General features: G+C 46.9%; 16 protein-coding genes. 14 read left to right on the plus strand and 2 right to left on the minus strand.

What is annotated here, in order from left to right; genetic code table 11:
- From HPS56_RS00985 to HPS56_RS00995, 3 genes are all read left to right on the plus strand, one after another.
- Entirely contained in the window at positions 1 to 1,755 is a 1,755-nt protein-coding gene (locus HPS56_RS00985) for an ArnT family glycosyltransferase (RefSeq protein WP_172272489.1), read from the plus strand.
- 155 nt (positions 1,756 to 1,910) lie between these two features.
- On the plus strand, positions 1,911 to 3,767 hold the full coding sequence (locus HPS56_RS00990; RefSeq protein ID WP_172272491.1) for a 2-oxoacid:acceptor oxidoreductase subunit alpha: 1,857 nt from the start codon (positions 1,911 to 1,913) through the stop codon (positions 3,765 to 3,767).
- 35 nt (positions 3,768 to 3,802) lie between these two features.
- Positions 3,803 to 4,807, plus strand: coding sequence for a 2-oxoacid:ferredoxin oxidoreductase subunit beta (locus HPS56_RS00995; RefSeq protein ID WP_172272493.1), 1,005 nt, complete (start codon positions 3,803 to 3,805; stop codon positions 4,805 to 4,807).
- 112 nt (positions 4,808 to 4,919) lie between these two features.
- On the opposite strand, the gene HPS56_RS01000 is transcribed toward HPS56_RS00995, so the two are convergent.
- On the minus strand, positions 4,920 to 5,618 hold the full coding sequence (locus HPS56_RS01000) for an SIR2 family NAD-dependent protein deacylase (RefSeq protein WP_172272496.1): 699 nt from the start codon (positions 5,616 to 5,618) through the stop codon (positions 4,920 to 4,922).
- Positions 5,619 to 5,742: 124 nt separating this feature from the next.
- On the opposite strand from HPS56_RS01000, the gene bamJ (HPS56_RS01005) reads away from it, so the two are divergent.
- The 9 genes from bamJ (HPS56_RS01005) to HPS56_RS01045 all read left to right on the plus strand — a co-directional run bounded on the left by bamJ (HPS56_RS01005) (position 5,743) and on the right by HPS56_RS01045 (position 17,263).
- Positions 5,743 to 6,348 (plus strand): BamJ family beta-barrel-assembly machinery protein, encoded by a 606-nt coding sequence (gene bamJ, locus HPS56_RS01005; RefSeq protein ID WP_172272498.1) that lies wholly within the window; start codon positions 5,743 to 5,745, stop codon positions 6,346 to 6,348.
- A gap of 64 nt (positions 6,349 to 6,412) precedes the next feature.
- Positions 6,413 to 7,294, plus strand: coding sequence for a BamJ family beta-barrel-assembly machinery protein (bamJ, locus tag HPS56_RS01010; protein WP_172272501.1), 882 nt, complete (start codon positions 6,413 to 6,415; stop codon positions 7,292 to 7,294).
- Between the two features lie 28 nt (positions 7,295 to 7,322).
- The gene (bamJ, locus tag HPS56_RS01015) at positions 7,323 to 8,321 is read left to right on the plus strand and encodes a BamJ family beta-barrel-assembly machinery protein (protein ID WP_172272504.1); all 999 of its coding nucleotides are present in this window, start codon (positions 7,323 to 7,325) and stop codon (positions 8,319 to 8,321) included.
- A gap of 595 nt (positions 8,322 to 8,916) precedes the next feature.
- Positions 8,917 to 9,399, plus strand: coding sequence for a calycin-like domain-containing protein (locus HPS56_RS01020; RefSeq protein WP_172272507.1), 483 nt, complete (start codon positions 8,917 to 8,919; stop codon positions 9,397 to 9,399).
- Positions 9,372 to 11,396 (plus strand): TonB-dependent receptor plug domain-containing protein, encoded by a 2,025-nt coding sequence (locus tag HPS56_RS01025; RefSeq protein ID WP_172272510.1) that lies wholly within the window; start codon positions 9,372 to 9,374, stop codon positions 11,394 to 11,396. Before HPS56_RS01020 ends, HPS56_RS01025 begins: the two co-directional genes overlap by 28 nt.
- Entirely contained in the window at positions 11,393 to 15,640 is a 4,248-nt protein-coding gene (locus HPS56_RS01030) for a cobaltochelatase subunit CobN (RefSeq protein WP_172272513.1), read from the plus strand. Before HPS56_RS01025 ends, HPS56_RS01030 begins: the two co-directional genes overlap by 4 nt.
- On the plus strand, positions 15,640 to 16,326 hold the full coding sequence (locus HPS56_RS01035) for a hypothetical protein (RefSeq protein WP_172272516.1): 687 nt from the start codon (positions 15,640 to 15,642) through the stop codon (positions 16,324 to 16,326). The genes HPS56_RS01030 and HPS56_RS01035 overlap by 1 nt, the downstream gene beginning before the upstream one ends.
- The gene (locus HPS56_RS01040) at positions 16,323 to 16,928 is read left to right on the plus strand and encodes a MotA/TolQ/ExbB proton channel family protein (protein WP_172272519.1); all 606 of its coding nucleotides are present in this window, start codon (positions 16,323 to 16,325) and stop codon (positions 16,926 to 16,928) included. The genes HPS56_RS01035 and HPS56_RS01040 overlap by 4 nt, the downstream gene beginning before the upstream one ends.
- A complete protein-coding gene (locus tag HPS56_RS01045) occupies positions 16,925 to 17,263 on the plus strand; it encodes a DUF2149 domain-containing protein (RefSeq protein WP_172272522.1) in 339 nt (112 codons plus the stop codon). Before HPS56_RS01040 ends, HPS56_RS01045 begins: the two co-directional genes overlap by 4 nt.
- 145 nt (positions 17,264 to 17,408) lie before the next feature.
- Here the strand turns inward: HPS56_RS01045 and xyl3A are convergent, their stop codons facing one another.
- Complete coding sequence (gene xyl3A, locus HPS56_RS01050) at positions 17,409 to 19,976, minus strand: xylan 1,4-beta-xylosidase (protein WP_172273095.1); 2,568 nt, start codon at positions 19,974 to 19,976, stop codon at positions 17,409 to 17,411.
- 440 nt (positions 19,977 to 20,416) lie between these two features.
- Here xyl3A and HPS56_RS01055 point away from each other — a divergent pair, with 440 nt between their 5' ends.
- Together HPS56_RS01055 and HPS56_RS01060 are read left to right on the plus strand one after the other, a co-directional pair.
- Entirely contained in the window at positions 20,417 to 22,768 is a 2,352-nt protein-coding gene (locus tag HPS56_RS01055; protein ID WP_172272525.1) for a fasciclin domain-containing protein, read from the plus strand.
- A 19-nt stretch (positions 22,769 to 22,787) separates the two neighbouring features.
- Positions 22,788 to 26,063, plus strand: a complete 3,276-nt coding sequence (locus HPS56_RS01060) for a SusC/RagA family TonB-linked outer membrane protein (RefSeq protein ID WP_172272528.1) — start codon at positions 22,788 to 22,790, stop codon at positions 26,061 to 26,063.
- Positions 26,064 to 26,077 lie beyond the last annotated feature (14 nt).

Here is a 26,077-nt window from a genome sequence, read left to right on the forward strand (position 1 = left end):
ATGAAAGTGTTTTGCGATAACAAAGTATTTTGGATACTTTTCATTATATGCGTTATTACCCTGTTGCCTATGCTTGGGCTTTCCGAGTTTCATACAAAGGGCGAGCCGCGTGAGGCTGTAGTTTCATATTCCATGATTGCCGGCAATGATTGGGTGTCTCCGAGAAATAATGGCGGAGAGTTGGCGTATAAACCTCCGTTCTTCCATTGGTGTGTTGCCGCAGTGTCTTTAATGAACGGTGCAGTGACCGAGGCTTCGTCAAGAATGCCTTCAGCCTTGGCTCTTATTATAATGACGTTGGCGGGATATTGTTTTTATGCAAGGCGCAAAGGCAGAGAGACGGCATTGATATCGGCATTGGTCGCCTTCACGAGTTTTGAACTGCACAGAGCCGGGGCCAACTGTCGTGTGGATATGGTCCTTACAGCCATGATTGTGCTGTCGTTATACAGATTATATGTCTGGAGTGAGAATAAGATGTCCGGTGTGCCGTGGCTGGCAATATTGTTCATGTCTCTCGGGACATTGACAAAGGGGCCGGTCGGTTCCGTTCTTCCGTGTCTTGTCACCGGTGTATATCTCCTGTTGAGAGGAAATGGCTTTTTCAAGGTATTCTTCCGGCTCTTTGTTTTCGGCCTGTTGTCACTTTGCATGTATGGAATATGGTTTTATGTGGCATGGAAGCGTGGCGGACAGGAGTTTCTTGATTTGATGTACGAGGAGAATATCGGCCGTATGACAGGTACAATGACATACAGTTCGCATGAAGAACCGTGGGTTTATAATATTCTTACAGTCATTGCCGGCTATGTTCCATGGACATTGCTTGCTGTGATAAGTCTGTTCTATGTCCCTTACAGGAAGCTGAAAGACAGAGTTATTGCGTCCTGGAACAATCCTTTTAAGGAAAAAATGGCATATTGTTGGGAAAAGTTAAGGCAAAAGGTATCTGCGGCTGATGATGTGGATTTGTTTTCTTTCCTGAGCTTTGGTGTTATCTTTGTATTCTATTGTATTCCCGAGAGCAAGCGTTCCGTATACCTTATGCCGGTATATCCCTTTATCGGGTATTTTGTGGCGCGGCTTATGCTTTGGCTCACTGCCAATAGGCCTTCGGTCTTGAGGGTGTATGTAGGAATCCTTTCGTCATTGGCAATCCTGTTGTCTTTTGTTTTCATTATAGTGAAGATGCGGGTGATTCCTGAAAGTGTGTTTGGCGGAGGACGTCATTCGGATGTCAATGTTGCCATGCTTCATGCTCTTGAAAATATATCCTCACCCATACGGTTTGTTCTGGTTTCCGTTCCTTTCGTTGCCGGAATGGCATGGTGGTTAATCCGTAAGAGGTTTGCAGATAGTCATAGGCTTATACCTGCGGTATTTGTAATGGTGTTTTCATTGTATCTTGCTCTTGACAGCGTTTATATCCCCACAGTTCTCAACTGCAAGTCGTTGAAGACTGTTTCTGCAGAGCTGGACAGGGACTTTCCGGCTTCAAGGGGAGTGATTTACGAATATATCGACATGGGAGTGAAGGCGAAGGGCAATCCGATGCACTTTTTTGAGATAAACTTTTATCTTCATAACAGGGTTCAGAACTTCTATCTTTGCAAGCCTTCCGCAGGATTCCTGCTTATAAGCAGTGCCGATGCGGAGAAGTGTTTCCCTGATTTTGAAAGGCAGGGATATCGTTTCCGGTTGTGCCGCGATTTACGTATGCGCGGTATTCAATTGTATGAATTTATGAGACAGTAGCCGGCTATGCCGGTTATGCCTTTGCCGTGTCGGAAAGCGGCATATTACCGCTCATGTAATTTAATTGGTGAAATATTTTGCCATGTCGTTAAAGTTTGCGAAATTTGCAATCAAAACTGATCTTAATTTTTAAGTATACATAATACAATTTTGCTATGGCAGAAAAATTGGAAGTAAAGGAGCTGGACCAAGTTGTTGTCCGCTTTTCAGGTGATTCCGGTGATGGTATGCAGTTGGCCGGAAACATTTTCTCTACGGTATCGGCAACTGTTGGTAACGGTATTTCCACATTTCCGGACTATCCTGCAGACATCCGTGCTCCGCAAGGCTCGCTGACAGGCGTATCAGGCTTTCAGGTGCATATCGGTGCTGGCAGGGTTTTTACCCCTGGAGACAAGTGTGATGTGCTTGTGGCAATGAATGCCGCAGCATTGAAGACCCAGTATAGGTATGCGAAGTCTCAGGCAACGATTATTATAGACACCGACAGTTTCGGAGCGAAAGATCTCGAGAAGGCTCAGTTTGCCACGGATGATTATCTTGGTGAGATGGGGATTGATGCCGACCGTGTTGTGGCATGTCCCATAACAAGCATGGTAAAAGACTGTCTTGCCGATAGCGGTATGGATAACAAGAGCGTGCTTAAGTGCCGTAACATGTTTGCCCTTGGTCTTGTATGCTGGCTTTTTAACCGCGACCTTACGCTGGTTGCCAATTTCCTTCATGACAAGTTTGCAAAGAAACCGCAGATTGCCGAGAACAATATAAAGGTTGTTGAGGCAGGATATAACTATGGCCATAATGTTCATGCCAGTGTGCCGGCGACTTATCGTATTGAGTCTAAGCACAAGGAAAAAGGCCGTTATATGGATATTACCGGAAATAAGGCAACGGCATACGGTCTGATAGCGGCGGCGGAGAAGGCCGGTCTTCAACTCTTCCTCGGCTCTTATCCTATCACGCCTGCCACAGATATCCTGCATGAGTTAAGCAAACATAAGTCATGCGGGGTGATAACCGTTCAGTGTGAAGATGAGATTTCCGGTTGTGCCAGTGCCATAGGGGCATCCTTTGCCGGTGCCTTGGCTGCCACATCAACTTCCGGTCCGGGAATATGCCTTAAGTCAGAGGCTATGAATCTTGCCGTTATTGATGAGTTGCCTCTGGTTATAATAGATGTCCAGCGAGGAGGTCCGTCTACAGGTCTGCCTACAAAGAGTGAGCAGACGGATTTGTTGCAGGCTCTTTACGGGCGCAATGGCGAAAGTCCCATGCCGGTCATTGCGGCATTGAGTCCTACCGACTGTTTTGATGCGGCATATAATGCCGCGAAGATGGCTCTTGAACATCTTACTCCGGTTATACTTCTTACCGATGCCTTTATTGCAAATGGCTCCGCTGCATGGAAACTTCCTGTTATGGAAGAACTTGACAGTATAGCTCCTCATTATGTAAGGCCGGAACAGAAAGGAAAATACACACCGTATGAGCGTGATCCGGAGACAATGGCGCGTTATTGGGCAATACCTGGTCAGGAAGGATACACACATATACTTGGAGGTCTTGAGAAAGACAGTAATACCGGGGCAATATCTACCGATCCGGATAATCACAACGTGATGTGCCATCTGCGTGCAGAGAAAGTTGCGAAGATTGCCGTTCCTGATGTTGACGTTGTAGGCGACAGGGATGATGCCGAACTTCTTATTGTCGGTTTCGGAAGCACCTACGGTCATTTGTATTCTGCAATGGAGGAGCTTCGCAGTAAAGGTCATAAGGTAGCCTTGGCTCAGTTTAAATATATCAATCCGCTGCCCAAGAACACTTCCGAAGTGTTGAAGAAGTATGGCAAGGTTGTTGTCGCTGAACAAAATCTTGGTCAGTTCGCCTCCTATCTCCGTGCCAATGTAGATGGTTTTGTGCCCTATCAGTACAATGAAGTCAAAGGGCAGCCGTTTGTGGTATCAGAGCTTGTGGAAGCTTTTGAAGACATGCTTGCCGACATGGCCTGATGATTCAGTTTTTTAATAATAAAGACAATACAACAATGGAATATACAGCACAAGATTATAAGAAGGGACTTCCACGATGGTGTCCCGGTTGCGGTGATCATTTTTTTCTCGCCTCTCTTCATAAGGCAATGGCGGAGTGTGGTGTCGCTCCACATCAGACAGCGGTAATATCCGGTATAGGTTGCTCAAGCCGTCTGCCGTATTATGTCAATACTTACGCCATGCAGACAGTGCATGGTCGTGCTGCGGCAATAGCAACAGGCGTTAAAGTGGCTAATCCCGCACTTGCCGTATGGCAGATTAGCGGTGACGGTGACGGTCTTGCCATAGGCGGTAACCATTTTATCCATGCCATGCGTCGTAATATTGATATAAATATGATACTTCTCAACAACCGTATATACGGACTGACCAAGGGACAGTACTCACCGACAAGCCCGCGTGGCTTTGTCAGCAAGTCGAGTCCATACGGGACCGTAGAGGATCCGTTCCGTCCGGCAGAGCTTTGCTTTGGTGCCAGAGGACGTTTTTTTGCACGCTCGGTAGCTACCGATGCACCGGAGACGGTGGAGATTCTTAAGGCAGCATATAAGCATAAGGGCGCATCTGTGTGTGAGATACTTCAGAATTGTGTCATCTTCAATAACGGCTGTTATGATCCGGTTTATAATAAGGACGGACGACGCAAGAATGCTATTTACGTCCGTCACGGGCAGCCTCTGATATTTGGAGAGAATAATGAATACGGCCTTGTGCAGGAGGGATTCGGACTGAAGGTAGTCAAAATCGGTGAGAACGGTGTCACAGAGAAAGATATTCTCGTACACGATGCTCATTGTGAGGATAATACCCTTCAGCTTAAACTTGCCATGATGGACAATGAACACGGATTTCCTGTGGCTTTAGGAGTGATACGTGATGTTGAGGCTCCTACTTACAATGAGGCTGTTCATAATCAGATAGAAGAGGTAAAGGCCATGAAACCTTACCATAATTTCATGGAGCTTCTCGAAACCAACGATACTTGGGAAGTATGCTGATGCCGGTTTGGAGCAATATTAATAAAACCGGTGATGTGGAGTCCTGATCTATCGGTGTCTCTTAAATGAACAAGTCCGGCAAGCAAAGTATGATTCGCTTGCCGGACTTGTTTTATTTTTTCAATATCTCAGTCAGTTCTTTCATTCCCTCTGACGCGCCTTTCTGTATATAGGTGATTCTGTTTCTTCTTGTTGTCTCTACGGGATTAGGGTCTATAAGGTATACCGGCACTTCCGGTCTGACATATCTTATCAGTCCTGCCGCGGGGTATACATTCAGTGATGTCCCTATTATTATGAAGATGTCCGCTTCCATACATCTTTCCATTGCTGGTTCAATCATCGGTACGCTTTCTCCGAAGAAAACGATGAACGGGCGTAGCAATGAGCCGTCTTCGGCCTTTGTTCCCGGTTCCACTATGCAGTTTTCTGCCGTAAGGGTTCTTTGCATCTTCGGATTGTCGGGGTCGTTGCTTGAGCAGACTTTCATCAGCTCCCCGTGCAGGTGAATCACTTTTGACGATCCGGCCCGTTCATGCAGGTTGTCTACATTTTGCGTGACGACGGTCACGTCATATTCCTTTTCAAGCTCAGCCACAAGTATGTGCCCCTTGTTGGGTTTGACACCGACCAGTTCTTTGCGTCTTATATTGTAAAATTCTGTCACCAGTTTCGGGTTGGCAATCCATCCTTCGTGGCTTGCAACCTGCCGTACGGGATATTTGTCCCATAGTCCCCCGGCGTCCCGGAAAGTGCTGAGCCCGCTTTCAGCGGACATTCCGGCTCCTGTAAGTATCACAATTTTTTTCATATCAAATCATTAACAATGCACAAAAATAGTGATTTTTCACGAAATAAAAAGGTGTAAGTCATATAAAATAAGTAACTTTGCACGTTTTTAATAAGTAACAGACAATTTTATTATATTGAAGAAAATGGATAAACTTAGCTACGCTTTGGGATTAGGCATCGGACGCCAATTGGCACAGATGGGTGCAAGTGACTTGAACATCGATGATTTTGCTGCGGCAATCAAGGACGTCATATCCGGTAATGAACTTAAAGTGTCTAACCGTGACGCGCAGACTATCGTACAGGAATATTTCGCGAAACAGGAAGAGAAGCTGCAGGCTCAGCGTGCAGAACAGGGCAAGACGGCAAAGGAGGCCGGTGAGAAATATCTGAAGGAGAATGCCTCCAAGGATGGTGTCGTGGTGTTGCCGAGTGGCCTTCAGTATGTTGTGTTGAAAGAAGGCGACGGTAAGCAGCCAAAGGCCACAGACAGTGTTAAGTGTCATTATGAGGGCTTCCTTATCGACGGAACAATGTTCGACAGCAGTGTTCAGCGCGGTGAGCCGGCCGTATTCGGTCTTCAGCAGGTCATTGCCGGCTGGACGGAAGGTCTTCAGCTTATGAAAGAGGGTGCGAAGTATCGTTTCTTCATTCCTTATATGCTTGGTTACGGTGAGGCCGGTGCCGGTCAGTCGATACCTCCGTATTCAACATTGTTGTTTGATGTTGAGCTTATCAAGGTGATGTAGGCCGTCATAGAATGAATAGGAAGTAGTAAAAGTATTAAAATAACAATAATATAAAAAAACAAAGATGAAGAAGTTTACAGTAGTAGCCTCAATGGCTATTGTAGCCGCAGGTTTCGTTGCATCATGCGGCAACTCATCTCCTAAGGCATCCCTTAAGAGTGATGTGGATTCAATGAGCTATGCCATCGGTATGGCGCAGACACAGGGTTTGAAAGAATATTTGTCTGAGCGTGTGGGCGTGGACACAGCCTATATGGGTGAGTTCATCAAGGGCCTTAACGAGGGTGTGAATGCCGGTGAAAACAAGAAAAAGGCTGCTTATTATGCAGGTATACAGATTGGCCAGCAGATATCAACCCAGATGATAAAGGGCATCAATCACGAAGTGTTCGGCAACGACTCTACACAAAGCATCTCAATGAAGAACTTCATGGCAGGTTTCATCAGTGGCACGACAGGCAAGAACGGTGCGATGACCGTAAGTCAGGCCAACGAGGTGGCACAGGAGAAGATGCGCCAGATAAAGGCAAGAAGCATGGAGAAGATTTATGGTGCCAACAAGAAGAAGGGTGAGGCTTTCCTTGCGGAAAACGCAAAGAAAGATGGCGTAAAGACACTCCCCGGCGGTGTTCAGTATAAAGTCATAAAGGAAGGTTCCGGTGTAATCCCTGCCGATACCTCTATGGTGAAGGTACATTACGAAGGCCGTACTCTTGAGGGCAAGGTGTTCGACAGTTCTTATACACGTAAGAACCCGGTTAGTTTCCGTGCCAATCAGGTTATCAAGGGTTGGACAGAAGCTTTGGTTCACATGCCTGCAGGTTCAGTATGGGAGGTTTACATTCCTCAGGAACTTGCATACGGTGAGCGTGAGCAGGGTGCCGACATCAAGCCTTTCTCTGTATTGATATTCAAGATAGAGCTTATTTCCGTAGATGATAAATAATTGAAACCGGAGGTATTTCAATACTGAAATGAGAAAGATATTATTTATTGCCGCTGCAGTGTTGGCGAGTATGGCTTTTACAGGAGCCGATGCTGCAGTGAAGAACAGGAAAAAAGCTAAGGCAAATGCCCGGCCGGCAGTTGAAAAGGTTGTTCTTAAGACCTCTTCCGATTCTCTGAGCTATGCCGGTGGAATGGCTTTCACCAACGGTCTTACTCCTTATCTTAAGTCACAGGGTGTGGATTCCACCTGTATGGCAGATTTCCTGCAGGGATTCAGAGAGCAGATAAAGGCAGGAAACGATGCCCGTCTTAATGCAAGATTTGTCGGTATGCAGATTGCCGCCCAGCTTTCAAAGCAGATGCTCACTAATATGAAGAAGGAGTTTACAGACACTCCCGACTCGCTTGTCGACACATTGGTGTTCAGAGGATTCTATGACGCCATTGTGAATGATACGACTCTTTATAAGGTAAGTGAGGCCGAAGCCGACTTTATGTCAAGGCGTACGGCCAACCGTAAGATAAAGGAGGAGAAGCTTTATGGTCCCAACCGTGATGCCGGTGAGAAGTTCCTTGCCGGGAATGCGGCGAAGGACAGTGTGGTTGTGCTTCCGAGCGGCTTGCAGTATAAGGTTCTTGTAAAGGGCGACGGACCGGTTCCGTCAATGACGGATAAGGTGCTTGTCAACTATGAAGGCAAGCTTATCGACGGAACGGTGTTTGATGCTTCATCGAAGCATGGAAGCGATCCTGCGACATTCCGTCCCGATCAGGTTATCAAGGGTTGGACAGAGGCTCTCACGATGATGCCTGTCGGCAGTAAGTGGCAGCTTTTCATACCGTATAACCTTGCTTACGGTGAGCGTCAGGCCGGTCAGTTGATAAAGCCTTACAGTGCCCTTGTGTTCACTGTAGAGCTTGTCGGCATAGACAATCCTGAGGCCAAGGCGTCTGCAGATGATGAGAAGAAGCAGGACAAGCCGGTTAAGGCGAAGAAAATAAAGAAAGCTAAATCAAAGAAATGATTTATTGATATTGTCCCCGATAGAGGGGCAGGAGACATGGGCGCGTCATGACGGGTTATCCGTCATGACGCGCTTTGTTTTTTATCATTATTGTTTTTTGCCATGATTCCGGTTGCGGTTAATTTGAATAAAAGGGGTCCGGTGTAAAAATCGGTGCGTGAGTTTTATATTTGGATATATACCGCATGACACGTGCGGAAGTCATGTCCCTGCATTGTGGATGATGAGGTTTGCTGGCGTTGCTTCCCGTTTCGGACAACTCATGGAAAAAGATAAAGATTCTTGCCGGAACTCCGAAAGTGGATATATTGTTTTTGAAGTGTATGTAGGCTAAATACACAGTGTATCCAGCCTACATACACTCTGTATCTGGGCTACATACACTTTTAACATTTGTGCTCCATTTATTAAATGTCGCGTTTTTTACACACATTACTGGCGGCATTGATATCCGTATTGGAGTTTTTATTTGGCCGGAAGATTACAGGAAAGGATGGTTTAATTTACCGACATTTGGGTATTGTGCGCTGATTTGGATTGTGGTAACTTTGCACTCGAATTTAATGAATGTAATGGATAAATAAAAACAACAAGTATGAAGACAATTAAAGTTATTTTTGCGACAATGTTCGTAGTTGTAAGTGCAGTGGCTTTCGCATCCTGTTCCGGTGATGACGACGATTCCGGTGCCGTAGTCACTCCGGTGGCCGGTGCTGTAGCCGGAGTATACTACGGTAATATGACTTGTTCCGTTATGGGCGGTGAGTCTGTTTTTGAGGGCGTTACTTTCACCGTTGAGGATACCGGTGATGCCACGGTGGATATCAAAGTCTCTTCATTTGGAACACCTCCTATGCAGGTGCCGGGAATAACAATCCCGGGTGTCATGGTGTCCGGTGCCGACGGGACATATATCCTTGCACCCACAGAGTTCAGCGGTACGACAGATACGGGTAAGGCCTATTCGGGTATTGTTCAGGGAAACTATGCGGACAATGTCATTACAGTCAGGTTTAATCTTAATTACGGTACAATGCCCATGCCTATGATATGTACCTTCACAGCTTCCAGACACTGATGATACGTGATGGTAAACGGGTGGCGCTTATGATATTCGGATTGCTCTTTCCTGTCATGATATCTGCAGGTTCATGCTTTGGTAAGGTGCTTGGCGAAGATGGCAATCCGCCGGCTGGATCCGTTGTCAGGATATTGGGAAACGATACTGTTGCCAACACCTTGAATGAGGTTGTGGTAACGGCTACCAGAACACCGAAGGCACTCAAGGATGTGCCTGTGATTACACGTCTTGTCACATCTGATGAAATAAAGAAGTCGGATGCCTCCAACATACAGGAACTCCTTACCGGTGAACTGCCGGGCCTTGAGTTCGGCTATACCATGAGTCAGGAGACATCACTTAGCATGAACGGTTTCGGCGGCAGTGCGGTATTGTTCCTTGTAGATGGTGAGCGTCTTGCCGGAGAGACGATGGATAACGTGGACTATAGTCGTCTTTTTCTTGACGATATGGATCGGGTTGAGATTGTGAAAGGAGCATCTTCCGCACTTTATGGTGCTAATGCCGTCGGAGGTGTGGTTAATCTGATAACAAAGGAAAGCAGGGAGCCTTTGACGGCCAATGTCAATTCCCGTTACCGTCGTGCCGGCAATGAGTGGAGGAGCGGAGGAAATCTGAATGTCAATTCCGGAAGGTGGAATTCAAGCACATCGGTGCAGCATTCTTCAGCGGAAACAATAAGGCTTACGGATGCCTTTGACACAGAATCGAAGATTCATGAGGTTTTCGGTGGCCGGACCCTGAACATTAGGGAAAGGTTGGTGTGTCGTATCAATGACAACCTCCGTTTTATCGTGCGTGGAGGCTACTTCGACAGGATCAGCAACCGTGCCAACTACGATGACCGTTATAAGGATTATAGCGGTGGGATAAAATCCGTATGGAATATTTCCGGTTCCCGGACTCTTGAGTTTTCCTACGGCTATGACCGATACGACAAGTCAAGATATGTGGATAACGTCCGTACAAACGACCATGATTACAGTAACCGGCAACATATCGTTCATGGTCTTTATAATGAATTTTTCGGTGCGAACTGTCTCACCGTCGGAGTTGATTTCATGAATGACTGTCTGGCCACATATCAGTTCAAGGATAATGCCTGCCATATTCAGAACTCCTTCGACATATTCGCACAGTTTGATTACAATCCGCTGTCGTGGCTTAATTTGATAGCCAGCGTCAGGGAGGACTATTTCTCAGCCTCGAAAAACAATTCGGTCACCTGCCGTCTGGCTGCAATGTTTAAATTGAAGGGCATGTCTGTCAGGGCATCATACGCCGGCGGGTTCCGCGCTCCTACTTTGAAAGAGATGTACATGGATTTTGATATGGCTGGTATTCAGATGATATATGGAAACCCCGGTCTCAAGCCGGAGAAAAGTCATAATCTTAATGTTGCATTGGAGCATAACGGACATGTTGGAAACGGCATTATGAACGGCTCATATAATCTGACGGCATCAGGTTACTACAATTACTTGGATAGCCGTATCACCACTACTGATTTTCCCGGTGATGCTGACCGTGAGGAAGGGGCGGTATATTGTAACGAGGACGGTGTGAAAATTATGGGAGTCGATCTGACAGCAAGATATCGTCTGCTAATGGGATTAGGTTTTTCGTTCAGCTATAATTATCTGTATACGGCCGGCAGAACTGTCGATTCTCAGTTTGCCCAACCTCGCCCGCACTCCGCGACATGGAGAATCGGGTATGACAGGCAGATATGCGGTGTATGGCGTCTGTATGCCGGATTATCAGGACGGTATCTTTCCAAACCGGTCAGCAGCCACGAGACAGACAATGCCTATTCTATATGGAGGTTAACGGTTTTGCAAAGAGTATGGAAAGGTATGAATATAAACTTCATCATTGACAATATATTTAATTATAAGCCAAGGGTCTATTACTGGAACTCCGCTCCGACTTCCGGACGGACATATTCAGTCGGACTGTCATTTGACATCAATGATTTTTTTAAGAAAAAATGAACAGAAAGAAAGCAATATTATTCATTTCAGGTTGTGTCCTGTTATTGTGCATAGCCTTTATGTTTTGGAGCAGTTTCGCTTCATCTACCAGGATCGCGTTTGTCAACTATCAGGCAATCCTTCTTGGCCAAATATCCAAAGCCAACGACAACCCATTTATTAAAATCAGCGAACTGCCCGTTGATGCTCTCGACGAAGCCGGGAATTATGACATGGTATTTGTCAACGGCATGGGACTTCGGATAACTGACGAACAGCGTCAGAATCTGATTAAAGTGGCCGAAAACGGTATTCCTGTACTGACAACGGCAGCAACCAATCCGCAGAATTTCATTGTCTCTGTGGATTCCGTGGATTCGGAATTTCTGAGACAATATCTTGCAGGTGGCAGAAACAACTATCGCAATATGCTCCGCTATGTACGTAAGTTCATTGACGGCAAGCTCCTTTTTACCGATGAGCCTGAAGATCCCGAGATTTCCGCCACTTCTCTCTTATATTATCCTTCGGATAAGGAAGACCTTGATTTTGCGTCTGTGGCGGAATATGAAGGATTTTTAAAGACGAGAGGAAAATGGAAGGCTGAAGCCCCGAGGATTATCCTCACGGGACAAATGGGCGTGGCTGACAGTCTTGTGGCGCGTTTGGAACAATCCGGAAGCATGGTTTATCCGGTGAATGAGATACGGCAATTCGTTTCTAAAGGACATGCCGACTCGATACATGCTTCGGCTATGATTAATATGGCTCACGGACGCATGGGCGATATGGTGGTTCGATATCTTGAAAAACAGAATATTCCCCTTTTCTCCCCGCTCAATGTCAACAGGGATTATGAAGAATGGATGGCCGACAAAATGGGTATGAACGGAGGATTCCTCTCTCAAAGTGTTGTCACGCCGGAAATTGACGGGGCGGTACTTCCGTATGCCATTTTTGCTCATTATAAAGGGAAAGACGGTCTGCCGTACGTGGCTGCAATACCCGACAGACTCGGTGAATTTGTGGAAACCGTCAACAATTATATTTCACTGCAAAGGAAAAAGAATCAGGATAAGAAAATAGCCATATTCTATTTCAAAGGCCCCGGACAGCACTCGCTTGTAGCCGAAGGAATGGAGGTGGCCCCTTCGCTTTACAATCTTCTGAGCCGGATGAAATCCGAGGGGTATAATGTGGAATTGCCAGCTTCTCAGGAAGAGTTTGAACGGATGATAAACGAAAACGGCAAGGTGTTTAACCGTTATGCGGTAGGTGCTCAAGAAGATTTTATAAAAAATCATTCCACAAGGATTGTGTCGGTGGAAGATTATGACAGATGGTGCGGAATGGCTTTTTCAAAAAAGATGCGTGAGGATATTGATGCGGTTGACGGTAAGTTTCCGGGGCACGGACTCAATGACGGTGCAGGTAATCTGGCATTGGCCGGAATCTGTCTCGGGAATGTGGTGCTGATACCTCAGACAGCCGCCGGTCATGGTGCTGATGATTTCAAGATTGTACACGGAACGGATGCCGCGCCTCCCCACAATTACGTGGCGGCATATCTGTGGGCACGATTCGGTTTCAAGGCGGATGCCTTGATGCATTTCGGTGCACACGGCTCTTTGGAATTCACTCCGCGCAAACAGGTCGCGTTAGGTAGCGATGACTGGTCTGACAGACTTGTCGGCACTGTGCCGCATTTCTATGTATATTCCACATCCAATGTCGGAGAGGCGATGGTGGCCAAACGTCGCAGCTATGCGTCAATCGTGAATTATCTTACGCCGCCGTTTATGGAAAGCAATGCCAGAGGCATCTATAAAAACTTATCCGATGCCATTGCCGGCTACAACAAGGCGGTGACAAAATCCGACATCATACGCGCGGCACGCTTAGTCAAGAAATATACTGTCGGACTCGGTATCCATCGTGAATTGCGCCTTGACAGTATCATGAGCCGCATTTATTCTGCCGATGATATTCTGCGCATAGAGAATTTCGCTGATGAACTTGCCAATGAGAAGATAACCGGTGCCTTATATGTGATGGGAATGCCATATTCGTCTGCACATATAGTCTCCACGGTAAAGGCCATGACAGTTGACCCTATAGCCTATAGTATGTATAAGCTCAAAGGCGGTACAGGAAAGATAGCCCCCTACAGGGCAAAGGCTGTTTCCGTCGTGACCCGGCTTATGGATGTGGATAAGGTGGATGATGATATGATATGCCGCATTGCCGGAATAACACATGCGGAACTTGACAGTGCCAGAAATATCATACGGCAGACAGAAGGCTCGAAAGATATGTTGTCGCGCATGATGGTCATGGGTTCCATGATGACGCCATCGTCTCAAACCGCTTCTAAGATTTCAGACAGGCCGAAGACATCAGGACGGCATGGAATGATGCCCGGGATGTCGGAAGAGAAAGCACTTGAAGTGGCAAGGATGATGGGAGCCTCCGAGGAAAATATCGAGAGGATGAAGGCTGCGATGAAGAAGAAATGTGTGGTTTCCGGTTCGTCTTCCCGCCCGGTTCACGGTATGGGTCGCGAAGAAATGTCATCGCAAGAAATGGACTTTGCCATTGCCGTAAGTGAAGTGGAGAGAGCCATACGTAATGTATCCGTATATGCCGGGGCTTTGAGAAACAGCCCGGAAATGGAACTGTTGTCAATATTGAACGGACTGAATGGCGGTTATATCTCTCCTGCTTCCGGAGGTGACCCCGTCTTGAATCCCGGAATTCTTCCGACCGGTCGGAATATGTTTGCGGTAAATGCGGAGGAGACCCCGTCGGCAGTCGCATGGGAGAAAGGCAAGTCGCTTGCGGAAAGTACAATAGCGATGTACCGTAAAAACCATGGTGATTCCATACCCCGTAAAGTCAGCTATACGCTGTGGAGCAGCGAATTTATTGAAACCGCAGGTGCTACCATAGCGCAGGTGCTCTATATGCTTGGAGTGGAGCCTGTGCGCGATCCTTTCGGAAGGGTGGCCGATCTTCGTCTGATACCATCCGAAGAACTCGGACGTCCGAGGATAGATGTAGTCGTACAGACTTCCGGACAACTCCGTGATTTGGCGGCATCACGCCTTTTTCTGATAAGCCGTGCCGTGAGGATGGCTGCGGAGGCGGATGATAAGGGCTATCCGAATTATGTGGCGGAAGGTGTGGTAGAGTCTGAACGTCATCTTGTAGAAAAAGGTGTCACACCTAAAGAGGCACGCGAACTTTCCACCGCCCGTGTGTTCGGTGGGGTAAACGGCAACTATGGCAGTGGTATTCAGAATATGGTAGAGGCCGGTGACAGGTGGGAAGACAATAGTGAGATAGCCTCTGTCTATATTAAGAATATGGGGGCTATATATTGCAGTGAGGAAGAATGGGAGAAAATGCGCGACTATGCCTTTGAAGCGGCGTTGACCCGCACTGATGTGGTGGTCCAACCACGTCAAAGCAATACATGGGGAGCACTGAGCCTTGACCATGTGTATGAGTTTATGGGAGGCATGAACCTCGCTGTACGCACTGTGACCGGCCGTGAACCGGAGGCTTATCTGAGTGACTACCGGAACAGAAACAACGTAAAAATGCAGGAGGTAAAGGAAGCTATAGGTATAGAAAGCCGCACGACGATTCTAAATCCTACCTATATAAAGGAGAAGATGAAAGGCGGTGCCGGTGATGCCTCAGGTTTTGCGGAGGTCATAACAAATACTTACGCATGGAATGTGATGAAGCCGGATGTCATTGACAACGAGCTTTGGAATGACATCTACGACACCTATATAGCCGACAGACACAATCTTGGAACGAAAAAATACTTCAAATCGGTCAATCCGGCTGCCGTCCAGGAAATCACCGCCGTTATGCTTGAAACTGTGCGTAAGGGAATGTGGAAGGCGTCCCCCGAACAGATTCAGAATCTTGCCGACCTTCATGCCGAAGTTATTGAAGAATACGGAGCTGCCTGTTCGGGTTTCGTGTGTGATAATGCCAAACTGCGTGATTTCATCTCATCGCATCTTGACAATGATAAGGCCCGGCATTACAACAGCTCTGTCGCCTCGGTGAGAGCTGAAAACATCGTAGGCGACAATGACGCCATGGTAATGGAAAAGGAGACGCTCAATGCCGACAATTCCACTGCCGCAAAGGTCAGCGGAACGGTCATTGTACTTACGACTCTTGTGGTGCTTCTGATAATCTTCATAATAGTGAGCCGACGTAAACGTAATCAAGACCGTGACTGATGGAAGCACTTGTAATGACAATAATGATTATGGTCGGCATGAGTTTAATGCTGAAGCTGACCTTTCACGGATTTTCAGGAATTGCCACCGTTGCGGTGCTGTTGGCTGTATTTATAGTTTTTTCATGGGAATATGCTACTGGTATGTCTAAAACCCGGATTTCCGACTTGCTGCAACAGCCGTCGCTTATGCTCGATATCGCCGTGCTTATAGCTGTAGATGCGTTTTGCATGATTGCCTTTTGTTTCCTGCAGGCACAAGACATACTGTCTCGTTCGCAGACAATCATGCTGACAGTTCTCAAATGGTTTCCCGGCATATTGATATTTCCGATATTGATGTCGCTGCTCACTGCATTGATATTTTCATTATCAGGAGTAGATTTCGCTCTTATCAGCCTGGGGATGGCTGCGGTGCTGCTTATAGCTGTTCCTCTTCTGACTTATGCGTTGAAAAGTATTATTCCGGAATCAGACATCAGGCTTGAACTCACATTTCTCATCAACTTGATGGTTTTGGCTCTCGGGATTGTCGCAACGGTCAATGGCCGGACAGCTGTTACCGGCATTAACGAAGTCAGGCTCGACTCTCTTGCTGCGATTCTCGCACTTATCCTTTCCGGTACCATCGCAGGAATAATCATCAACAATAAACATCTGACAAAACAAATATCAAAACTGAAATGAATCTCATATCTGACATTCTCTACTGGATATCAACCGGTCTTCTCGTACCGGTGATAGTCCTGCTCATCTTCTTTTTTATCCGTGCTCTTATTCTTATAGGAACTTTCTTCGGTCAGTATATGCAAAATAAGAAGAGTTCATCAAGGCTTTATTCCGCCATTGAGAGCAACGCCCCGTCTTCCACGGCAGAATTCGCACAACTGCTGCCTGTGAAACCGGATTCGCTCTTGAGCGCCTATGCACATAAAATGCTTGACAGTCAAAATGACTGTGCAAGAATCGATCTTTTAATTTCCGAATATGAAATAGCCGCAGATAAGAACATCGCCACGTCAAAGGTCCTGACAAAAATGGGTCCTATACTCGGATTGATGGGCACACTTATCCCTATGGGGCCGGCTCTTGTCGGTCTCGCCACCGGTGATATTGCCTCGATGGCTTACAACATGCAGGTGGCATTTGCCACAACTGTTGTAGGATTGGTGGTCAGCGCCATCGGTTTTCTTACCCAGATGGTCAAGGAGCGTTGGGCGGTCAGGGATATAACGATGCTTGAGTTTCTCGCAAACATGATACGGAACAAGGAAGGAGGTAAGCGATGAATAGCCGCTTCCGTCGCCGTTCACTGCTGAACAGTAGCGAAGACAACGACCCGATGAGCGTGGTAAGCAATCTTTTTGATGTGGCGATGGTTTTTGCTGTTGCCCTCATGGTGGCACTTGTCAGTCGCTACAACATGACAGAAATGTTCTCGCAGGAAGATTTCACCATGGTCAAGAACCCTGGAAAGGAAAATATGGAAATAATCACCAAGGAAGGGGAGAAGATAAGCAGATATACACCGTCAGGGAATAAAGACAGTTCGTCCGGTAAAGGAAAGCGTGTGGGGGTTGCCTATGAGCTTGAGAACGGAGACATAATATATGTTCCGGAATGAACGGCACCGGTTATGTTTTATGTATTGACTATGACCGGCAAGTATGAAAAGAGCCATATCAAACCCTGTTTTTTGAGTTATGATATGGCTCTTTTGTCTTTGATGAGCGGTAGCTCCGGAAGTTAAGACTATTCTGTCTCCTGCACTACATTTTTGTCTTTATTGTCAGCATTGCCGGGTCTTGGGAATGCTGTCCCACATGTATGATATACTTTCCGGCCACGGTCCTCATTGTATTTGTGGTCTTGTCCCACCACTCAAAGCTTTCCTTTGGCAGTGATATTTCGATAGTTTGTCTTTCACCTGCTTTCAGCACCGTCTTTTTATATGCCCTGAGGGTCTTTATCGGACCTTCTGTATCATCTGGCTTGCTTATATACACCTGTACTGTGGCGGCACCGTCACGCTTACCTGTGTTTTCGACCGTTGCGGTCAGTTTTCCGTTCTTGGCGTTGTATTTCGCGTTTTTAATGTTGAATGTGGTGTATGACAGGCCGTAGCCGAACGGGAAAAGAGCCTCGCCTTTGAAATAGCGGTAGGTTCGGTTCCTCATCGTGTAGTCGAGGAAGTCGGGCAGGTCGTCTGTGCTTCTGTAGAATGTCATTGGCAGACGTCCCGAAGGATTCACGTCACCGAACAGCACCTCAGCCACAGCTTTTCCTCCCTGTTCACCGGGATACCATGCCTGCATTATGGCCTCGCAGTTCTCTGTTTCCGGTGCGAGGGCAATTGCTCCGCCCGAGCAGTTTACGAATATCACTTTCTTTCCTGCCTTATGCAGCATGGCCATGACCTTTCTCTGTGCCTCAGGCAGTTCGATATCTGTGCGGTCACCGCCTTTAAAGCCGGGTTCGCTGACCTTCATCTCCTCACCTTCGAGCAGCGGTGATATTCCTCCCACGAATATTACTGCGTCTGCATCGGCCACGCTACGCAGTATGGCATCGTCGGTGAGCTGTATACGGCATCCGAGGTCAAACTGCATGGCTGCAAGGTCTGTTGCCTGCACATATTCTATTTTTATACTGTATTCTTTGCCTGCTTCTACTTTGAGATTGGCTTTTCCATAATTTATCTTCGCTCTCGGTTTCCATTGGTTTATCAGGGTATCGCCGTTTACGATCACTCTAAGCTTGTCGTCGCTGCCGCTTGTAAATTCAATAAGTTCGTTTCTTGTGGGGCGGAATATTCCCTCACAGCATGCCGAGAAGTGTTCAAGATTTACACCCGGTGCGAAGACCGTGGCTCCTCCGTTGCTTTTGTTTATAGGCTGTTTCTCTACCTCCATGGCAACAGGTGCGCCTTCCATATCCTCGTTGTTCCAGTAGGTTATGGTCATTCCCTGTTTGCCGTCAGCTGTATATATTTCATTAAACCGGCTGTCGATTACTTCATTTCTTGTGTAGCCGCAACCTTTTATATAGTTTACGCTTGCAGCTTCTGCACAGATGCCCTGCAGTATTGTCGTTGACTGTGTGGGATAGCCGTTATAGTTTCCCCACATCATTATGGAATCAGCGGCATTTGGTCCCATCACGGCTATCTTCGCGTTTTTGCTTAACGGCAGGATGCCGTTCTTGTTTTGCAGCAGCGTCATTGTCTCCCTTGCCATTTTCAGCGCGAGAGCCTTATGCTCTTTTGATGCTATGATGCTTTCCGGCAGTTTTGTCCATTCTACAAGTGAAGGGTCGTCAAAGTCGCCGAGCATGAATCTTGCCTTGAGCAGGCGTTTGACGCTCACGTCTATCTGTGCTTCGGTAATCTCGCCTCTTTCCACGGCCTGGTCGAGCCTGTTGTAGTTTGCACCGCATTCCACGTCGGTTCCTGATAATACGGCCTTTGCCGATGCGGCTGCGGCATCAGGCGAAACCTCATGACGGCCTTTTATCCAAAAGTCACCGATGGCTCCGCAGTCGCTCACAACCATGCCCTTGAAGCCGAGATCACCGCGCAGAATCTGCTGGAGATACCTGTTGCTGCCGCAGCATGGCTGTCCGTCGATACGTTGGTATGCGCACATCACTTCCGCAACGTCGCCTTCCTGCACCAATGCTTTGAATGCCGGTATGTATGTTTCCCACAAGTCGCGTTCGGGCAGATTTTCGATGTTGAACGAATGTCTGTTCCATTCCGGTCCGCTGTGAACAGCAAAATGCTTCGCGCATGCGAGGTTTTTCATGTGCCTGCTGCCTTTAGGGCCTTGCAGGCCTTCTACTACGGCCAGGCCCATACGTGACGTGAGATAAGGGTCCTCACCGTATGTTTCCTGTCCGCGTCCCCATCTGGGGTCACGGAAAATGTTGATGTTCGGTGTCCATATAGATAGTCCCTGATATTTCTTAATGTTTCCTGAGCGTTTGGCCTGTTCGCCTTTCACCCGGCTTTCGTTTCCAATGGCGGTGAAGACATCAAGCAGAAGCTTGTCATTCCATGATGCCGCCATTCCGGTCGTTATAGGGAATACGGTGGCAAATCCGTTGCGGGCCGTGCCGTGAAGAGCCTCGCTCCACCATTCAAACTGAGGTATGCCAAGACGCGGAATGGCAGGTGAGCCGTTGCGCATCAGTTTAATTTTCTCTTTCAGTGTAAGGCGGCCGCACAGGTCCTCCGCGCGCTGGTCGGCGGTGAGGGCGGGGTTTTGATAGGGCAGTTGTTGGGCTGTTGCAGCGGCGCAACATGCGGCCACGGCAATTGTTGCCATTAGTTTTTTCATCATTGTTTATGGTTTTGGTTAAAAAGTTCTATTGCAAATATACAAAATTAAAATAGTATTTTGCAAAATCGGAATATGATGTTTTATCCCTTTTGCCGCTTTTTACCCCCTAAAAAACTAAAAAGTGGTAGCGGGGGACGGGGTGATGGAAGGCAGAACGACTTCGTTCGGTCTTGTCAAAGACTTTGTTATGACGGCATTGTGCTAAAAAATGGTGGTATAAAAATAAAAAATACACCATGGAAGATGTTTTTATTTATAATTTTGCGCACATAAATCGTAAATAATACGTATATTTGCATTGCTTTTACACAGAGAAATGCTTTTTTGCCTATGATTTTTGTTGCGGAAACAATGTCAGGCAGAAAATATATACCTGTAAAATAACTAAAACAAGTTGATTACTATACCAAACGAAACAATAACTAATGAAACATAATATGAAACGAAACAGACATTTGGGTAAGGCAATAGGCTTACTGTTGCTTTCCTCTCTCATGTTGCCGTCGTGTTCCGACCTTGATGAGTATTTTGAGACCCCTGACTGGATCAGCGGTTCGATTTATCAGGAGTTGCGGAATGACGGTAATTATGGTATGTTCCTAAGGGGAGTTGATCTGGCCGGCTATCAGCCGATGGTTAACGGCAAGTCAATCCTTACGGTTATGGCTCCCACAGACAATGCCATGGGGCAGTATATCAGGGAGACATACGGTGTGGAGACAATAGACGAGGTGCCTGCCGATGAGTTGAGGAAACTTATCGGTTTTCACATCCTATATTACTCCTTTGACAAGGATAAGTTCATAAACTTCCGTCCGTTGGAAGGCGATGGGGCTTCAGAGGAAGACAAAAACCGGGGAGCGGGCTTGTATTACAAATTCCGTACGCGCAGTCAGGATCCTCTCAGCTATAAGAATATGCAGACTAAGGATACGGCCATATATCATTTTGAGAGAATGTTGCCGGTATTCTCTTACAGGATGTTTGCCACAAAAGGTATTGATGCTAAAACAAACTACGAGTATTTCTATCCTAATACGGAATGGAAAGATAATAGTGGCTTCAATGTTGCAAATGCCGGAGTGACGGAATATGCCGATATTGCCAACAACGGATATATATATAAGGTGGATAAGGTACTGAAACCTGTTGAGACCATTTATAAGGAACTGAAGAGTGCCGGAAAATATACAAAGTTCATAACCGAGTATGACAAATATGGCACATATACTGCAGATGAGGAATTGACACGTGAATACGGAAACGGCACGACCATATATCAGCGTGATTTCACATCGCTTCCGAACATCGACTGCGAGTGGCCGGTGAAAGACTATCAGAATATGGCCACGCTTTCGCTGGCGGCTTATTCCGTATTTGCACCTACTGACAAGGCTTGGGACGATTTCTTCAACGATTACTGGGGATATGGAGGATATGAGAGTCTGGAAGAAGTCGACTCTGTTGCCATACGCGACATCCTGTTCAACAGTTTCTGCTCCTCATCGATAGTGTTCCCGGATGAAATAAAGAAGGGAACGGTGCTTAACGCGTCGAATGAAGTGGTTTCTTTCGATCCTGCAACGGCAGGAGAGCGTGTGGTGTGTACAAATGGTGTGCTTTACGGGTGTGACGTTCTTACTCCACCGGCCAAGTATATTTCAGTGACAGGCCCCGCCTATCAGTATAAGAAATACGGAAACTTTGCGATAATGGTGAATAATTCTGGCATGGCAAACACTCTGGCCTCTAATGCCGTCAGATATATGATGCTTTATGCCGACAATGACCAGATAGAGCAATACCGCGGCATACGGCGTGAGGGCAACAACCTCATAGATGTGAACACACAGGCCATTGTAGGATCCGGAGTCACCACTCCATACGTTTACGCGCATGTTGCGACTCCCGTTGACGGCAACACAGAGCTTCCGGCAACAGGCACAAAGGTTTATCCCGCACTGTCTCCCGATTTGAAGATATATTGGTTTGTGAAGGACGGAAAGATTACAAACAGCATAAAGCATGCCGAGCGTCTGCGTTTTGCTGCGAATACTACAGAAGAGTCAACTATATGGGCAAATTTTGAGAAGCTTAAATACCGTGGCGATGAAAACGGATGGACAAACGGTAATGCCTATAGCTACGACCGCAACTTCCTTCCGGGAAATTATGACAATGTTGTCGCGCCCAATGACTCACGTTTTGTGCGTCTGATGTGGACACAGCGTCTTGATGCAACAACAGAGTTCTTCGGATTCGTGAATCTGCTGAATAAGGCCGGACTTATCGACACAAGGGCGTACTCTCTTACGTTCACTGTCGACAACTGTCTGATGTTCATACCGGAAACAACTGTTCTTGAGCAAGCAATAAAGGACGGACGCATACCGGGCATAAACGGTGCAGCCGCTACTGTCGGAGCAGAAGATTTCTTTGACAATTGTGAGGTTACAGATGCAGCCGCCCTGCAGTATTATCTGAAACTGTATTTCTGCCCTATCTCTACGGCAGTAGTAACGAACTATCCCTTTATCGGATGGGGAGAAAACACGGAAGAGCTTGGCGGAGTGATAACATGTCAGACAGACGAGATTGACAACAATGGAGTGACAGAACTTGTGGAGACAAAGATAAACATCTATGACGAAGGTACAAAACTGAGCGTTGGTGTCGCTGACAGGCAGACCGGAGCCGTGACCCGTCGTGTGGATGTCACACAGGCATACGATTACTTCCCGATGACGTTTGCCGATGGTTGCGTGCATTTCCTGGCAGACGTATTCTAACAACTAAGAACCAAAAGACATGAAAAATAAATATATATTATTGGTATTATTCGTCATGGTGGTGCAGGCCGCACTGGCACAGAAAACCCTGACCGGTACTGTCACGGAAATGTTCGGCAACAGCAAGGAGCCATGCATCGGTGTTAACGTAACGTTCGTGAACAGCCAGAACCGTATACTTGCCGGTACAGTGACCGACTTCAACGGTAACTATACGTTGAAGGTACCGGCAGAAAAAGGCCAGATTACTCTTAAGTTCTCATATATCGGCATGCAGACACAGAGTTTCAAATACAACGGAGAGACACAGAAGAATGTCACAATGAAAGCCGATTCACACCAGATAAAAGAGGTGGAGGTCAAGGGTTCACGCTCAAGACGCAATGAAATGGGACTCACACAAAAACAGCAGTCTTTCGCAACGCAGAAGATTGATATGAGTGAGATTACTGCCGTACAGCCGGTCACATCAATAGAGGAGGCCCTGCAGGGACAGCTTGGTGGTGTGGATATCATCGCTGCCGGTGACCCGGGTGCAAAGAGCAGTATCCGCATACGCGGTACTGCCACATTGAACAGCAATGCCGATCCGCTTATTGTTGTGAACGGAGTACCTTATTCAACGGATATAGACGACTCGTTTGACTTCAATACAGCCAATCAGGAAGATTTCGCACAGATGCTTTCGCTAAATCCGAATGACATTGAAAGCATTGAGGTTCTGAAAGATGCGGCGTCAACAGCCGTTTACGGTACGGCAGGTGCGAACGGTGTGCTCCTTATCACCACAAAGAAAGGTGCAATGGGTAAGACAAGGTTTACGTTCTCAACCAAAAATTCACTGAAGGTGGAACCGGAGTCTATGCCGATGCTTAACGGTGACCAATACAAGGCATTCATTCAGGATGCTATATGGAATACGGCAAATGCAAGAGGATTGCAGTCGAGTGGCGACCTTCTGGAGTTCTTGTTTGACACTCCGGAAATAAACTACAATGAAAGTTGGAGATATTTTGATGAGTACAACCAGAATGTAGACTGGCTGTCATATCTTACAAAGAACGCATTCACTACAGACAACAGTTTCTCAATGTCGGGCGGTGGTGAGCGTGCAACATACCGTTTCTCGCTGAGCTATCTGTCCGAAGGCGGTACTACGGAAGGTACCGGACTTACGCGTTTCAACACATCTATCGACATCGGCTACCGATTCAGCGACAAACTTATGGTTAATACCGAGTATACATATTCCGATACGGAGAAAAAGTCTCCGTGGACTGAAAAGCTGCGTGCCGAGGCAATAAGGAAGATGCCTAACAAGAGTCCTTATTATATAGATGACGCTACCGGTGCAATGACAGACACCTATTTCACACGCCAGAACAGTGAGGAATTCCAGGGTGCGTTCAGCAGCAACGACAATGGTGGAAACTCAACGAATTTTCATCCGCTGATTATGGCTGACGAGAGTTACCGTAATCTTAATACAAAGGAGCAGAAGATGACCGTGCGTGCAAACTGGTATATCTTGCCGGAACTTACTTTCCGCGGATACGTGTCAATGAAATACAAGACCTCAAAGACCGAGGCATTCCTTCCCCAGGCGGCCACGGGTGTGATGGCTACGAGCACTTTTGCCAACCGCAGCGACGACAATTATTCAAACAACTTCTCATTGCAGTCTGAGGCTAAGTTGACGTATGCAAAGGAGTGGCAGGACAAGAAACATCAGTTTACGGCCACGGGATTGTGGCGTACATCACAGTCTACAAGTTCTACCACTGCATCCGCGCGCTATAATGTCGCTTCCGCAGAGATTGCCGACCCGGGATCAGGCGGCGGTGTGCTGCTGAGCGTCGGTTCAGGAAAGTCGGAAGTGCGTTCGCTGTCTGGTATCGGAAGTGTTGTATATACATTCCTTGACAGATATACCATTAATGGAACTGTAAACTATGAGGGTAAGTCAAGTCTTGGCAAGAACAACCGATGGGGTCTGTTCCCGTCATTGGGCGCATCATGGATTCTGAGCGATGAGCCTTTCATGAAATGGGCATCGTCTGAACTTACACAGGCAAAGATACGTGCAAGTTATGGTATGAGCGGTAATGCTCCTTCAGGAACATCTCCATACGTCGGTACATATACGGCAGTGGGCAACTATATGGATGGAAGCGCAGTGAGCATCAGCACAATGCAGCTAAACAAACTGAAGTGGGAATCGTCAAGGGAAATCGACCTCGGCTTCGATCTTAACTTCTGGGACGGCAAGCTTACTGCAACTTTCGACTGGTATCGCAAGGATACTAAAGACCTGTTGCAGAAGAATGTGACGCTGCCTTCTTCAATCGGATTGCCTACACCGAGAATCGGATGGTATAATTCCGGAAAGATCAGAAACGAGGGATGGGAGTTCCGTATAGACTATGAGGTACTCAAGACCAAAGACTGGCAGTTTAAGGTGAACTATAATGTGAACCGTAATAAGAACACTATAGTCGAGTTGCCGCAGAATATCAACGAGGAACAGTTCTCGCTCAGCAACGGTAAGTATGCCCAGCGTCTTATTTCAGGAACAGCCGTAGGCTCGTTCTTCGGCTTTAAGTATCTCGGTGTTTACCAAAATACTACCGATACATATGCAAAGGATGCCCAAGGCGGTATCATGTATGACATGCAAGGCAAGCCTATCGTCATGAAGAACGGGCAGTACACCTGCTATCCGGGTGATGCAAAATATGCCGACATCAACAACGACGGTAAGATAGACAAGAACGATATCGTATATATAGGCAACAGCAATCCGATACTCAGCGGTGGCGGTGGTTTCAATCTGAAATATAAGAGCTTAAGTCTCACAGTGTTCCTCCACTACCGTTTAGGACAGAAGATCGTAAACTCTGCAAGAATGAATGCCGAGTCTATGTATGGCTCTGACAACCAAAGTACCGCTGTTCTGCGTCGTTGGCGCAATGAAGGCGATCAGACCGAGATTCCGCGTGCGTTGTGGAAGTATGGTCTTAACTATCTCGGCAGCGACCGTTTTGTTGAGGACTGTTCGTTTGTACGTCTGAAGACATTGTCGCTGAGTTATACCTTGCCAAAGAAATTTGTCCAGAACCTCGGCCTGACATCTGCAAATGTATTCCTAACGGGATATGACCTCTTTACCTTTACCGATTATACCGGTCAGGATCCAGAGGTGACGCTGCCGAGCGGAATAACATCGCTGGCAGAGGACAGGTCGCAGACTCCGCGTTCAAAGCGTTTCTCTATGGGTGTTACAATTAACTTCTAAAACATATATATAGG

Source organism: Xylanibacter muris, assembly GCF_013166605.1.
Classification (GTDB): Bacteria; Bacteroidota; Bacteroidia; order Bacteroidales; family Bacteroidaceae; genus Prevotella; species Prevotella muris.